Source organism: uncultured Campylobacter sp., assembly GCF_938045595.1.
GTDB lineage: Bacteria > Campylobacterota > Campylobacteria > Campylobacterales > Campylobacteraceae > Campylobacter_B.
The window spans coordinates 1-14,850 of sequence record NZ_CALIBB010000309.1; the positions used below are offsets into that span (position 1 = coordinate 1).

Sequence of the window (14,850 nt, forward strand, 5' to 3'; positions counted from 1 at the left end):
CTGCCGGCGCGATAGGGCGAGGCGGATCGTCTCGTCTATGCGCCGTTTGGGCGGCGCGCGTATTTATGCTCGCCATGCGCGCGCCTTAAAACGGCGCTAGGTTTGAAATTTAACCCTAGCGGGCTAGGAATTTTAAATTTAAGCGGATTTAGGCTTTGGCGGTCGGATCTGCCTACGCGCCGCGCAGAACCGTATCCGCGCTAGAAATATCGCCGCCGAGATAAAATTTCGCGCGGCAGGCGCCGTAATGCGGCGGTATGAAATTTTAACGCTCCTAAATAAAACGGCATGAAATTTAATCGCGCCGCGCCGCCGCATTAAATTCTGAAAATTCCAAGCCGTGTCGGGCGGCACAAAATTTAACCGCGCCCGGCGGTCGTATAAATTCCATCGCTAAGCCGTATCGTGCGGAGCCGCATCGCGTCAGATCAGCGTTAAGCTCTACTGCCTCGCCGCGCGGGATTACGTTAAAATTCTGCCGCCGTACTGCGCTGCGCCCGACAGGATTTACATCAAATTTTGCCGCCGAGTTGCACCGCACTAGATTTGTTTTAAATTTTGCCGTCGTGCGCACTAAATTTACGGTCAAAATTTCGTCGTCGCGCCGCGCAAAATATGCACAAAATTCGCCGTATCGTCGAGTCAAATTTGTCTCAAAATCCATTACTGCGGCGAGCTGCGTTAAAAATTTAGATCAAAATTTCGCTAGCGTGCCTATCTGTGGCAATTCTTTACGAATTTTTCTATGCGCTCAAAGCCGCGTTTTAGATTTTCCATAGAGCACGCAAAGCTTATGCGGAAGTGCCCATCCATGCCAAATCCGCTTCCTGGCACCGTGGCTACGAGCCCTTTATCTAGCAGTTGCATGCAGAATTTCATACTATCAGGTTCTACCTGAGAGCAATCTATGAAGAAATAAAATGCGCCATCTGGTTTTACGACACTGAGCCCTGGGATCGCGCTTATCGCGTCCGTGCCAAAATCGCGTCTGCGCTCGTATTCGCGCCTCATCTCCTCGATATAATCGTCCGCCTCGCCGCGCAGCACCGGCATCGCGCCTGCCTGGACGATGCTTGCTACGTTACTGACGCTTTGGCTTTGCAGGCTTATCATCGCTTTATTCAGCTCATCAATGGCACAGGCGGTATAGCCGAAGCGCCAGCCGGGCATAGCACCGCATTTGCTTAGCCCGTTGATCGTCACGGTGCGCCCGAACATATCCTCACTGATGCTTGCTGCGGCTATGAAACTCTTGCCGAAGACGATTTTTTCGTAAATTTCATCGGCAATTACCAAGATATCCGTGCCCTTTAGCACTTCCGCAAGCTCTTGTAGCTCCTGGCGCGAATATACGGCGCCTGCGGGGTTACTCGGGTTGAAAAGGCACAGCGCCTTTGTGCGCGGCGTGATCGCAGCTTTGAGCTGCGAGGCGGTGATTTTGTATCGGTTTTCCGCCTTGGTGTCTACGATGATGGGCTTGCTGCCGCAGAATTTTACAATTTCTGGGTAAGTGACCCAATAAGGCGCCGGTATTATGACCTCATCGCCTTCGTTTAAGATGCAGTTAAAGGCGTTAAATAGCGAGTGTTTGGCGCCTACGTTGGTGATGATCTGATCGGGTCTGTAATTTAGGCCGTTATCACGCTTTAGCTTCTGTGCGATTAAATTTAAAATTTCAGGCGTGCCGGCAACAGGCGTATATTTTCCACAGCCCTTAGCCATAGCCTCTATGACAGCCCTTTTGGCGACTTCTGCGGTATCGAAATCAGGCTCGCCTGCGCTTAGGATCACGACGTCTTGCCCCTGGGCTTTCATCTGTTTGGCTTTGGTGCTGATTGCGATTGTTAGGCTTTCACCGAGCTTGCTTACGCGACTTGAAAGTGTTAATTTCATTGATGCTCCTTGGATTGGTTTAGACAATTTAAAATTTGATTTTTGACGCTAAAAGCTCTGCCGCTACTTGGGTCTTGGTCGTAGATATCGTCGATTTTATAATCACCTCCGCTACGGACGAGTTTGTAGATTATCGTCTGCGCGCCGTAGGGGCAGGTCTGCGTCACTACGACGGTATCGCGCTGCCCTAGCTCAAAATCATATTTCGCGTCGTCGCAGACATCTTGACCGCCGATTATCGGATCGTAGTCCAAGCAGCCTACCTCACCTTCGCCAGCAGATGCTTCATCCTGCATAAGCGCAGATTTGAAAGAAGCCGATAGAGCATTTTTGTGATCGCCAAAATAGGTGTCCTTGATGTATAGACTTTTTACTAGGCTTATTCTGGCGTCGTCCGCGGAATTTTTCGCGCTATTAGCATCGCTGCCGCTTGCTGATAAAATAGCAAAAATTATAAAAAATAGAGCTTTTTTCACTTTAACCCTCTTATTTTAATGATTTTAGATACTCTTCGTAGAATTTATTTAGATCCTCATCCATTGCGGAGATATCTTTTCTGCCGTTGCAGATGCAATCTTCCAAAATTTCGATACGCTTGATGAGATATTTGATAAGCTCCTGGCTGATATCGGGAATTTTATTATGCGCCAAAGGATCGCTCTCACAGCTGCCTAAAATTCTAGCCGGCACTCCCACGGCGGTGCAGTTTGGCGCGACATCCTTTACGACGACGGAATTTGCGCCGATTTTGGAATTTTCGCCGATAGTGATGTTGCCTAATACTTTGGCTCCTGCACCAACTACGACGCCGTTTTGCAGCGTCGGATGGCGCTTGCCGTGCTCTAAGCTCACGCCGCCGAGAGTGACGTCCTGATAGATCAGGCAGTTATCGCCGATGATCGCCGTTTCTCCAATGACAAGTCCCGTGGCGTGGTCGAAAAATACGCCCGAGCCGATACGTGCGCCCGGGTTTATATCTACGGCGGTGATTATGCGGGTAAGCCCGCTGATCGCGCGAGCTATGAGCTTAAAACCTCGCTCGTAGAAAAAATGCGCGAAGCGGTAATTTATCAGCGCCCAGACGCCGGGATAGCAGAAAAATATCTCAAATACGCTGTTGCATGCGGGGTCTTGACGCATTGGCTCGGTGAAGTCCTGTTTTAAAATTTGCCAAAAACTCATTTGATCGTCTTTAAGTAACTATTGTCGTTTAAAAACAGATATAGCTCGCCCAGGATATGCTTTTTTTCTTTATCTCCGATAAGATTTGATTTTTCGACGCGCTCGTTTAGGCTTTCGCGGATATCTACTACGTCGTAGTCCATATCCTCCAAGATGTCGATGACCGATTGAGATTCGATAAAATCCTTGATCTCAAAGCCGCCGTCATCCTTTAAAATCACGGTCGCCTCTGTTGGGTGTGCAAAGAGGTTGTGGCTCATGCCAAGCACCTCCTGATAGGCTCCGACAAGGAAAAAGCCCAAAAAATACTCCTCTTTTTCGGGATCAAAATCGTGCAGAAAGAGCGGATTTTTTTGACTGTCGAATTCTATCTCGCCGTCGCTATCGCAGGTGATATCCCAGATCGACGCCGATAGCGTGGCGCGCTCGTCCAGCCTCTCTAACGGCATGATTGGGAAGTGCTGCTTGATGCCCCAAAAATCGGGCAGGCTTTGAAAGATCGAGAAATTTACTAAATAGCGCTCTTGGGCGTTGCCTAGAGAATTTAAGAAATTGCTGTATTCTTGTTTGTTGCCTAAAATTCCATACGCCTTTCGCATTATTAGATGAACCAAAATTTCGCCGTTTGAGCGGTCGATCAGATCGACGTATCCCAGATCAAAAAGGGTAAGCACGCTCTCCATGTGCGACATGGCGTCGTGCAGATACTCTAGCGCGTTGGAGGGTTTTAGAGTTTTATACAGATCGTATAGCTCGGCGACTACCGGCGGATTGTCCTTTTTTAAGGCGAGCTTCTCTTCGGTGTATTCTTGGGTAAAAAGCTCCAAAATCGGCGCCACGAGCACCGCATGGCTGGCGGCTACGTATCTTCCGCTCTCGATAAAGATATCCGGCTCGGCCTCTTTTTTATCCTCTGCGATCGATTTTAGCAAAAAAACCACGTCGTTGGCGTATTCTTTTAGCGTATAGTTGCGGCTGGAGCTTTCTTTGGCTTGGGAGTATTCGATAGCAAGACCTCCGCCTAAATTTATGGATTTTAAATTTTTCGCGCCCATTTTGCGAAGCTCGGTGTAGATGTTGCCCGCCTCGATGAGGGCCTTTTTGAGCGGATGGATCTCTGTAATCTGCGAGCCGATATGAAAATGAATCATCGTAAACTGCTCGATGAGGTCGTTTTTCTTGAGCAAGTTTATCGCCTCTATAAGTTCGGTCGAGGTAAGGCCGAATTTAGAATTTATCCCGCCGCTCTTCGCCCACATGCCGCTTCCGGAGTTGTGCAGCCTGATGCGAAGCCCGATGAAAGGTTTTGGTGCAAACCGCTCCTTAGCCGTTTCGATGATGGTTTCAAGCTCATTTAGCCCCTCGATCGTAAGCGTCACGTTATGCCCCATCTCTGCGGCGATAAAGCCGATATTTATAAGCTCCTTATCCTTAAAACCGTTTACGGTAATCGGCGCGCCGTATTTGTTATACGCCATCGCTAGTAGCAGTTCAGGCTTGCTGCCGGCTTCGAGTCCGTATCCGTAAGGCTCGCCGATATCGACTAAATTTTTAACGAAGCCTGGGAATTGATTTACCTTAAGCGGATAGACGGCGTGGAATTTTCCCTTGTAATCAAACTCCTTAATGGCTCGGTTAAAATTTGAGTAAATTTCAACGATCTGCTTTTTGATGAGGTGCGGGAAGCGCAGCAGTATCGGGCCTCGCACGCCGTCTGCGCGGATCTCTTTTATGATATCCACCAAAGGCTGCTTGAAATCGGAGTTTAGGCATAGCTTGCCGCCGTCTATCGTGAAGTTGGAATTCCCCCAAATATTTAGTCCGTAATCGCTCATGCTCTATCCTTAAAAAATGCTTCGACCTCTTTAAATTTAATCGCAAAGCTGCTTTGATCCTCTAAATTTTTGCACCACACCTCGGCTCGGTCAAACTCGTCCTGCCCGATGCAAAGGCAAAATTTCGCCTCCGCCCCGTCGGCTGCTTTTAAATGCTTGGCTAGGCTCTTGGGCTCGTATGAAATTTGAGTTTTACAAAGCTTTCGCAGCTTTAGCGCAAATGAAAATGCCGTGCTAACAAACGCCTCATCCAGCGCGCCGATATAAATCCCCTCGCGCTCTTGAGGGGCTTCGCGCGTTTTTAAAATTTCGGCTATTCGCTCGATGCCGATCGCAAAGCCCACGCCCGCCGTCTTTCTGCCGCCTAAAAACTCCACGAGTCTGTCGTAGCGCCCGCCGCCGCCTACGGCGCTTTGTGCGCCAAGCTCGGATGAGACGAACTCAAAGGCGGTTTTGCAGTAGTAATCAAGCCCGCGCACGAGTTTCGCATCGATTTCAAATTTTTGTCCGTTTTGGGTTAAAATTCTTTGCAGCTGCGCAAATTCCGCGGCGCAGGCGTCGTTTAAATTTTCAGTTATAAGAGGTGCAGCGGCTAAAATTTTCTGGCAGCTTTCGTTTTTGCAGTCCAGCACGCGGATCGGATTGGTGTCGATGCGCCTTTGGCAGTCCTCGCAGAGCCTGTCTTTGCGCTCTTGTAAGAAATTTACGAGCTTGGTTTTATACGCAGGCATGCACTCCTCGTCGCCTAAAGAGTTGATTTTAAGCGTTGCGGCAACATTTAGCTCGCGTAAAATTTGAGCTAGCATCAAGATCACGCTCGCATCCTCATAGACGCTAGCCTCGCCGAAGCACTCGACGCCGAATTGATGAAACTCGCGCAGACGCCCCTTTTGCGGGCGCTCGTAGCGAAACATCGAGCCTTGATAATAAAATTTATGCACGCCGCCGCTACGGTCTAGCTTTTTTTCGATAAAGGCGCGCACGACGCCCGCGGTGCCTTCGGGGCGTAGACAGACGCTCTCTCCGCTTTTGTCGCTAAACTCATACATCTCTTTGCCGACGATGTCGCTGCTCTCGCCGACGCTGCGGCGAAATAGCGCGGTCTGCTCGAGCTTGGGAGTTTCGATGAGGCAAAAGCCGTAATTGCGCGCCACGCGCTCGCACACGCTTAAAATTTGCGAGTAGATGCGCGCCTGTTCGTCCAAAATATCGTTCATACCGCGAAGTGCCTTGATCATCGATAAAATCCTTTGTGAAATTTTAAAATTTTCAAATTTTTGCGGCGATTATAGTTAAATTTACCTAAATTTTAAGCCCTGCCGCTCGCAGCAACGCATCGGTTCTGCTTATTTTTATCGCGCGCCGTTTCGGCTTAGGCGTCTATCTTAAACCGGCTAAGCTCGGCGGTAAAATTTCTACTTCGTCGCCTTGAAGCTCAAGAATTCCTCGTAGCGGCGGTCGATGATCTCTTTGATCTCGGCGTAATTTTGCGGCGAATTTTCTATGTAAAAATAGGCGTTGTCGAAGTTTTTATCGCCGAATTTTCGCGCGACGAAGTCGCAATAGTCCTGTAAATACCAGCCGTGCGTTTTGGCAAATTTCGTACGGTCCGTGGTATAGTAGGCCTTCGCAAAGGCCTTGCCTGCGGTGTTTAGCTCCTCGCTGCTTAGCACGCCGTCCATGGCGTCGAAAAAATACTGGCGATAATCAAAGCTATCGTCCATCCGCGCTATATCGTCCGCGAAATCCGCCGCGAAGTCCTTGGAATAGAGCTTGCGCTCCATGCACCAGCGGAAGAAAAACGCGATGTGCGTCGCGCCGTTTTCCTGCGGGATGTCGGTCGGCGCATTTTTCGCGCCCCAATGCCATTTTGCCTTGTCGTAGGTCACGTAAGCCATTTCGCTCTCCTTTGTTTGGACTTTAAGTTGCATAAATTTTAGAAATTAAAAGTAAACGACGCTTGGTAAAGCTCTAAATTTTATCCGATGCAATCTGCGCCGTGAAATTTCAAATTTTATATCAGATCGCCCGTTACCTCATAATCGCATTCGCTTCGTAAAATTTTGCCGCGACTAAAATTACGTTTAAATTCTATCGCATCTCGTAGAATTTCATGCACCCCGTCCTATGTCTTTCAGTCGCTGTTTTGCCGCCGCCGTTACGTCCTCTTCGTAATCGTACCACGCAAACATCGCGCCGTGCTGCACCGAGCCGCCCAGCAGATCGCCTCCCTGGCGGTTTTTCAGATCGATATTTGCAACCTTAAATCCATCCAGCGTCGCTGCGAACTCACGCAGGCGCTGCGGCGGGGATTTGAGCTTGGTGTAGAGGTAGCAGCGCCCCGCCTGGCCCTTGCGCCCGACGCGCCCGCGTAGCTGATGAAGCGACGCGAGCCCCATTCGCTCGGCACCCACGATTAAAATGACGCTAAGCCGCGGCAGCGAGATACCCACTTCGACGATCGTCGTGGTTATCAGCAGCCGCCCCTCGTCGCGGAAGCGGCGCAGAACCTCCTCCTTGTCCTTGTCGCTGCCGTGGGTGATCAGCACATCGGGGAATTGAGCTTTCCAAAACGGCGCCGCCTCCTCAAGGCTTTGATAGACCGAGCTTTCGCTTTGCTGCACGAGCGGATAGACGATGATCGCTTGATTGCCCGCGGCGAGCTCGCGGCGCAGATCCTGCATAAAGCCCGCAAATCCGTCATTTTGCAGGATTTTGGTTTTGATCTGTTTTTCAAACGGCAGCTGTTTTAAAAAGCTAAAGCTCACGAGCTCGGACTGGATCATGCTTAGCGTACGCGGTATCGGTGTGGCGCTAAACTGAATGAAATGCGCTCGAAACTCGCCGCTCCCTGTGAGGCGCGCGATCTTTTCGCGCTGGTTGGAGCCGAAGCGGTGCTGCTCATCGACCATTATGAGATTTGACGGCGCGAGCTCGTGGTAGAGCAGGGCGTGAGTGCCGATGATAAGGTGCGCGCCTGCGAAATTCGGCTCGCGATCGCCGCTTTTTACGAGCATGACTTTGATCTGCGGCGGCAGCAGACGGCGCGCCTCGGCGTAAATCTGCTCGGCCAAGATGCTCGTAGGCGCCATCAGATAGCTGATGCGCGGGTAGTTCATCGCCGCGCTCGCGAGGATGACGAGCGTCTTGCCGCTGCCTACGTCGCCCATGACGACGCGGCGGCGCGCCATAGGGCTTTGCAGATCGCTAGCGATGTCCTTTATCGCGCTTAATTGATCGCGCGTAGGCTCAAAAGGAAGCGAAGCAAGCCAGCCCGAGATGTCGCGCAGCGGGTAAATTTGCGCCGGGAAACTCGTTTTTTTCGCGCTTAGCTTTTGCAGGTAGTTTAGAATTTCGACAAATTTCAGCGTGCGTAAAATCGCAGCACCGCTCATTTGCGTGACGGCTGCGGCTCGGACGGCCTCGGTGGCATGGACAGTTTCAGCGTCACTTGCAATTTGAGGGATTGTAGGTATGGCGGTCGTAGCTTGGGCGGCTGCGGTCTGGATAGTTTCAGTTTGATAATGCGTAGGTTGCACGGCACAATCGCGCGAAGCGCTCATCGGTGCGGCGAGCGCGTCCTGAACAGCCTCGGCGGTACTTGCGGCCTGAGCGATTGTAGGCTCTGCGGTCTGCACAGCCGTTGCCGTCTGAACATTTTCGGTGGGCTCTGCGTCTGTAGCTTGTGCGCTCAAAGTTTGGATGGTCGCGGCTTGTGCGTTCGCTACTTGGCTTGAAGTTTGGATTGCCGTAGGTTGCGTATCTACGTCTTGGGTGCTTAAATTTTGTTGTGCGGTTTGCTCGGCTACGGACTGCTCGGTCGCGACATGCTCTAGCATGGGTTGTGCGATTGCGGCTTGAACGTCTGCTGGCCGTGCTGCCGCTTGGGTACCGGATACTAGGTCGTTTGAAATTTTATCGCCGCTTGTAGCCGCTTCATTGCCTGCTTCGAGGTCGTCCAAAATTTCATCTACGTGCGCATCGGCGTCGTATGCGGCAAGAAAATCCTCGTCGCCTTGAGCGCTAAAATTTTCGTCGTTATAAATTTCTGCATCGTGCGCTTGACGCTCCTCGCCGTCTAAAATTTCATCGCTCGCAATCTCGTCGTTACGGAGGCTTAGGGGGAGTGAAGTCTCCGCGCCCTTTGGAATTCCGCCGCTTAAAATTTCATTCTCCGCGCCGTGCTTTGTTCTGTAGGCAAGGGCTCCATCGCTTTGCGGATAGTTTGAAATTTTACCCCTAAAAATTTCATCATTTTGCGATCTGCCCTTTAAAATTTCGGCGGCTACCGAGCTTTGCGAGCTTGAAATTTCTCCGTTACCTAAAATTCTGTCGTCATTTAAAATTTTATCGCTGCTTGAAATTTCATCGCCTAAAATTTCACTGCCGCTCGGAATTTTGCCGCTGTTTGAAACGTCGTCGCGCTCGCCGAAATTTTCCGCGCCGCCCTCCTTGAGCTGCCTATTTAGCGCGGCTAGCATTCGCACGCTGCGCGGCGAGCTCTCGTGTAGCGCAAGCAGTACCGCCGCCTCGTCTGCGCGCAGTCCGCAGCCTAGAAGCGCGCCCGCGCTTAGATATTTTTTAATCAGCTTTTGCGCCGCAGCGTCGCTCAGCGCGGCTTTGTATTTGGGCGCAATCCTGCCCGGCTCGCTTACGATTTTTGGGTTTACGAACTGCCACGAGCCGAAGCTTTCGTCGCATTTGCCGTGGATGAAAAATTTTTTGCCGCGCTTAAAGGCGCCGAAGTGCCAGCTTTTGGCGTTGAAGATGACGATTTTGATCTCGCGCTCCCAGCTGAGGCAGTGCGCCGTGACGATGAGCATCGAGCCGCGCCTGTGCTGGAAGAGGCACTCGACCTCCGCCGTGCTCTCGCCCGCGCAGGGCGCATCCCCCACGCTTAGATCGTCGAAGCTTTTGGGCAGAAGCAGCGCCAGATCCAAAAGCGTCGTAATGCCCGCCTTTTGCAGCGTCGCCGCGTCTTTTGCTTCAAAAATCAATTTTCATCCTTTAAATTTGATAGGCGTTTAAGCCCTCGCGCTGTGAAATTTTACGCGTCGAAGCGAAATCACCCGCCTAAATTTGATCGAAATTTTATGCGCCGCATCGAACGCTTGCTCAAATTTATTCAAAATTTTCACCCATTGCGGCAAATTTACTCGCCGGCTGCGCCTGTAAATTTTGCCGCTTTGTGCGTGTTTTGTTTAGCAGCCGTGCCTTTGCGGTGCGCACCTCGTTTTAAAACATAGCGCGATCGCTTGAAATTTCACGGCGCGATTTGCAAACCGTGTAATCCGAAAGATATGCACGCACACATTTTCACGGCGCGGCTTACAAACGGCGTGCGAAATCACGCTTTGATTTTGCGCGCTGAAATTTTACCGAGCCGCACACGGCGCCTTTAAAATTTCCCGCCGCTAGAAGCTATCCGAATTCTACACGCCGCGTAAGTTCTCCTCGCCGCAAGTCATGTCTTGCGCTGCCAAGTCGCACGTCGCGCTTCTTGCTGACGATTGCGCGTCGCGAGTGCAGTTTTACAAATTTTAAAATTTACCCAAATTTTAGGCCGGTCGCAGGTGTGCACTCGCTGTGCCGCGACGGGCTAAATTTCAAGCCCCTTTTTCGCGGCGGCCTCGTCGCAAATGACGGAAAAGCTTAGGTTTGTAATCTCGTCGTGCGACTTGATGAAATCGTTGAGCGCCCCGAGTTTTAGCGTCTCGATGCGCTTTAAATTTCGCTCGAACTCGCCGAATGCGTAGCCCTTGTAATACTCGCTCTGCGCGATCGCCGCGCGCTTAAACATCGTCTCTTTTTGCAGCACGGCGCTTCCGATTAGGAATTTTTTTGCACTTTTTAGCTCCGCTTCGCTCACGCCCGATGCGATAAATTTCGCGATCTCCTCTTTTACGAGCGCGGCAGCGTTTTGTAAATTTTCGTTTTTGGTCTGCAGATAGCCCCAAAACTCGCGGCGGCTAAGCTCGAAATCGCCGCGCGCATAGACCGAATACGCAAGCCCGTGTTTAACGCGGATGCGCTCCATCAGCCTGCTGCCGAAACCGCTGCTTCCAAGCACGAAAAGCGCGGTGTTTGCGATGAACTCCTGCTCTTTTGGCAGCGCAAAAGGCGCGCCGAAGTAGATGTATGCCTGCTGCGTCTGCTCTTTTTGGATCTTTATTTTTTTCGCATCGCTCGGCGCGAAAAACGGCAGCTCGCGCTTTTCTCCGCTTGCAAAGAGGCTTAGAATTTCCGCGATTTTCTGGTTTTTATCGCTCACGTCGCCGCATAAAACGACGTATAAATTCTCTAAACTCAGCGAGGCGAAAAACTCCCGCACGTCCTTCATCGTGATCCGCTCTATGCTCGCCTCGTCGCCTATGAGCGGCTGCGCAAGCCTCGTGCGCGGATACAGAAGCGCTTTTAAGTTGCACGTCGCGATGTAATCGAACTCGCTTTTTAGCACGGCGATCTCGCCTATGGTTTGCATTTTTAGCTTTTCCAGCACCGAGGGCGTTAAATTGGGCTCTTTAAGCAGCTCTCGCAGCATGTCTAGGCCGAAATCGAAGTGCTCTTTTAGGCAGTTTAGCTGGATGCCGAAAGTCTCAAAATTGCTCACGGCGCTGATCTCGACCGCGCGGATATCGAGCTTGCGGTGAAATTCGCTCACTCCCATCGTCTTTGAGCCCTCGCCCAAAACGCCCGCGCAGATGCGCGCAAGACCCGCTATCTTCTCGCTCACCGCGCCGCTTGCTTTAAAAATTAGCTTGAAGCTTGCTACCGGCAGCGAATCGTCGAATTGATACAAAAAGTCGATTTTAGCGCTCTTGCCGCCTTTGGTCTTAAGTGAAATCTCTTTTTTTTCCATCGTTTTCCTTTATAAAATTTTTAAATTTCATCGTTCTTGCAGGCGCGGCTTTAAAATTTTGGCGCAGCCGCGCCGCTTTTAAAATTTGTGCCGGGACTCGCTTTTAAAATTTCGCGCTAGGGCAGTTTTGCCCGTCCTGCTTAAAATTTTAAAATTTAATCGCACCGCACGTTTTGTAAAATTTCAGCGCCTCAAACGGCGCGCCGCCGCAACGCATTCTAGCCACGAGGCGAAATTGTCACAGCGCATTTGCGGCACAAAACGAAATATCCGCGCCTAAACGGGGGCGCATGCTGCTACCAAACACGTAGCTCTGCGGCGTATCGAATCGCCACAATATGTTTTGTCGTCGCAAACGCGGCAAGCGCCTTCACAAAATGCCTTCTGCGCGCCGTCTCCGCCGCATTGATCTTGCGGCACGGAATTTCGCGTCCAAAAAATTTTAAGGCGAAATTCCATAGCGAAATGAAATTTTACCGTGCAAATTCCGTTTAAGCCTGTAAATTTAATCCCGTACCGATACCAAAATTTTAAATTCCGTTGCAAAATTCCACGCTCGCGATCGCAAAAATTCGCTATCTGTTTTAAGGCAAAATTTTACCGCTAAATTCGCGCCGTAAACGTATAAATTTCTGCCGCAAACGCGCAAAAACCCGCATCTAAGCGTCTAAACGTACGTCTCCAAAATATCGTAGTTGGTGTTGCGCTTGGCGGGTATTTCGCCTACGTCGCGGATCAGCGCTATCATCTCGTCCTTGCTCATCCGAAAGCTCGCGCCCGCGGCCTTTACGACGTTTTCCTCCATCATCGTGCTTCCCAGATCGTTCGCGCCGAATTTTAGCGCCAACTGCCCGATGTAGCTGCCCTGCGTGACCCAGCTGCTTTGGATGTTTTTGAAATTATCCAGAAATAGCCGCGAGACGGCGAGTAGGCGCAGGTAGCGGTTCGGGCTTTGCTTTTTGATCTCTGGGTGCTCGCGCAAAAGGCGGGTGTTTTGCCCCTGAAAGCTCCATAAAATGAACGCTCGAAAGCCGCCCGTGCGGTCTTGCAGCTCGCGGATTTTATCCCAGTGTTCTACGATCTCGCGCGTGCTTTCCAGCGTGCCGAACATCATCGTGGCGGTCGTTTTCATGCCGATGCCGTGAGCCTCCTCGTGCACTCTAAGCCACGTGGCGCTGTCGCTTTTGCGCGGCGCTACGAGGTCTCGCACGCGGTCGCTTAAAATTTCGGCTCCGGCTCCGGGCATCGAGTAGAGCCCCTTGGCTTGCAGCCTGCGAAGTACTTCAAGCGTGCTGATGCCGCTAAGGCGCGCGATATAATCGATCTCGATTGCCGAGAAGCCGTGGATCGTGATGCTCGGGTAATTTTTGCGGATGAACTCCACCAGATCCTCGTACCATTCGATTTTCAGCTTCGGATGAACGCCGCCTTGAAATAAAATTTGCGTGCCGCCCACGGCGATGAGCTCCTCGATCTTTTCACTAATCTGCTCAAAGCTCAACACATAGGCATCCACATCGCTTGCGTGGCGGTAAAATGCGCAAAATTTGCAATCCACCATGCAAGCATTGGTGTAGTTTATGTTTCGATCGATGATGAAGGTCGTGACGCGATCCGGGTGCAGCTCGCGCTTGCGTGCAAACGCCGCGCGCCCAAGCTCGTTTAGATCGGCGTGCTCGATCAGCTCTAGCGCCTCATCGGCGCTTATTCTAGCCATTGGCTCCCTTTAAATTTGCATCGCTTGCGGCGGCATTAGAATTTTTATCGTCGGCACTCGTGCTGTCCGCGTCGCTTAAATTTGCGTCGCCGTTATTTAAATTTACGCCGTCTGCGCCGCTAGAATTTCGACTGCTATCTTTTTTAATCACGATCTGGCCGTTTTTTACGCCTAAAATTTCGACGCGGTCGCCCTCGTTAAGATCCGAAATTTCATCGCTTTTCCAAAACGTGCCTTTGAAATAGACCATGCCGTTTTTGACGGTGCCGGTGCCGCTTTCGTCTAAAAAATTATCCTTATGCTTCTCTTCGGGCTTGAAAAAGCGCGATTTTAGAGGTCTTTTAAGTGCGATCAGAAGCACGAAAGAAAGCACGAACGAAAGCAGAATTTGCACGTCCCAATCAAGATGAAAGCCGAAGCTCAAAAGCCCCGTGATGAAAAATCCGGCGCTGAAAAATATAAAGGTGAAATCCATCACCAAAAGCTCGACGATCGCCAAAATCACGCCGATTATGATAAAAATCAGCGCGTTCATTTGAGCTCCTTCGCGCCGTTTTTGCCGAGGAATTCTTTAAGCACGCTAAGAGAGCCGATAAGCTCGCTCGTTTCGTAAGGGATTAAAATTTTATCCTTGCTCGGGTTTTTGGATAGCTCGCTGAAAGCGTTTACGCGACCTTGCGCAAGCAGGTATTCGGCGGCGAAGTGTGACGAGCCCATCGCGATATTGATGCTTTCCATCGCGTCCTTTTGACCTTGCGCGAGCGCGATCTGCTCATATTTTTTCGCATCCGCCATACGCTCGATCGCCTCGGCTTCGAGCACCTTCTCCTGCTTTAGCGCTTCGGCGTTTCGGATGAGAGCTGCTTTTTCAGCCTCGGCTTTAAGCTCGATCGCGCGCTTTTCGCGCTCAGCTTTCATCTGCATATTCATCGCCTCTTCGATGCCGTGCGGTACCGAAATTTCGGAGATCTCCACGCGCATGATCTTTACGCCCCAGTTATCCGCAGCGTCGCCCAGAGCGATTTGCAGTTTGGAATTTAACTGATCGCGCGAACTAAGCGTGCTATCTAGGCTCATCTCGCCGATCGCGCTACGTAGTGTCGTCATCGCTAAATTTGAAATCGCGCGGCGATAATCCTCGACGTTGTAAAGCGCCATCTTACCGTCGATGACTTTTAAAAACACGATACCGTCGACGCTTATGTTGACGTTATCTTTGGTGATGACCTGCTGCTTGCTGATGTCCACCAGCTGCTCGCGCACGCTCATCTTCGCGCGCACCGCGTCAAAAAACGGCACGATGATGTGAAAGCCGCCGTCAAGCACCTTATGAAAGCGACCCAGCCGCTCGATGATTAAAATTT

The 14,850-nt window shown here is 51.0% G+C and carries 12 protein-coding genes; all 12 read right to left on the minus strand.

What is annotated here, in order from left to right; all coding sequences use genetic code 11:
• Nucleotides 1-295: 295 nt before the first annotated feature.
• Complete coding sequence (locus Q0340_RS11760) at nucleotides 296-664, minus strand: hypothetical protein (RefSeq protein WP_298083463.1); 369 nt, start codon at nucleotides 662-664, stop codon at nucleotides 296-298.
• Nucleotides 665-714: 50 nt separating this feature from the next.
• A complete protein-coding gene (locus tag Q0340_RS11765; RefSeq protein ID WP_298083464.1) occupies nucleotides 715-1,893 on the minus strand; it encodes a pyridoxal phosphate-dependent aminotransferase in 1,179 nt (392 codons plus the stop codon).
• Nucleotides 1,890-2,369 carry a hypothetical protein gene (locus tag Q0340_RS11770; RefSeq protein ID WP_298083465.1) on the minus strand — a complete coding sequence of 160 codons (480 nt, stop codon included), beginning with the start codon at nucleotides 2,367-2,369 and terminating at the stop codon, nucleotides 1,890-1,892. The genes Q0340_RS11765 and Q0340_RS11770 overlap by 4 nt, the downstream gene beginning before the upstream one ends.
• Before the next feature lie 10 nt (nucleotides 2,370-2,379).
• Nucleotides 2,380-3,075: a serine O-acetyltransferase gene (gene cysE, locus Q0340_RS11775; RefSeq protein ID WP_298083466.1), complete on the minus strand. Its 696-nt coding sequence runs from the start codon at nucleotides 3,073-3,075 to the stop codon at nucleotides 2,380-2,382.
• Nucleotides 3,072-4,910 carry a biosynthetic arginine decarboxylase gene (gene speA, locus Q0340_RS11780; protein WP_298083467.1) on the minus strand — a complete coding sequence of 613 codons (1,839 nt, stop codon included), beginning with the start codon at nucleotides 4,908-4,910 and terminating at the stop codon, nucleotides 3,072-3,074. The genes cysE and speA overlap by 4 nt, the downstream gene beginning before the upstream one ends.
• Nucleotides 4,907-6,148, minus strand: coding sequence for a histidine--tRNA ligase (gene hisS / locus Q0340_RS11785; protein WP_298083468.1), 1,242 nt, complete (start codon nucleotides 6,146-6,148; stop codon nucleotides 4,907-4,909). The genes speA and hisS overlap by 4 nt, the downstream gene beginning before the upstream one ends.
• Nucleotides 6,149-6,325: 177 nt before the next feature.
• Complete coding sequence (locus tag Q0340_RS11790) at nucleotides 6,326-6,808, minus strand: hypothetical protein (protein WP_298083469.1); 483 nt, start codon at nucleotides 6,806-6,808, stop codon at nucleotides 6,326-6,328.
• A 213-nt stretch (nucleotides 6,809-7,021) separates the two neighbouring features.
• On the minus strand, nucleotides 7,022-9,733 hold the full coding sequence (gene recG, locus Q0340_RS12380) for an ATP-dependent DNA helicase RecG (protein WP_363317266.1): 2,712 nt from the start codon (nucleotides 9,731-9,733) through the stop codon (nucleotides 7,022-7,024).
• Nucleotides 9,734-10,509: 776 nt separating this feature from the next.
• Nucleotides 10,510-11,769, minus strand: a complete 1,260-nt coding sequence (locus tag Q0340_RS11800) for a pitrilysin family protein (protein WP_298083470.1) — start codon at nucleotides 11,767-11,769, stop codon at nucleotides 10,510-10,512.
• Between the two features lie 667 nt (nucleotides 11,770-12,436).
• Nucleotides 12,437-13,486: a dehypoxanthine futalosine cyclase gene (locus Q0340_RS11805; protein ID WP_298083471.1), complete on the minus strand. Its 1,050-nt coding sequence runs from the start codon at nucleotides 13,484-13,486 to the stop codon at nucleotides 12,437-12,439.
• A complete protein-coding gene (locus Q0340_RS11810) occupies nucleotides 13,479-14,021 on the minus strand; it encodes an NfeD family protein (protein ID WP_298083472.1) in 543 nt (180 codons plus the stop codon). Before Q0340_RS11810 ends, Q0340_RS11805 begins: the two co-directional genes overlap by 8 nt.
• The coding region (locus tag Q0340_RS11815; protein WP_298083473.1) for a stomatin-like protein at nucleotides 14,018-14,850 on the minus strand (833 nt) is incomplete at its 5' end. The genes Q0340_RS11815 and Q0340_RS11810, both read right to left, overlap by 4 nt.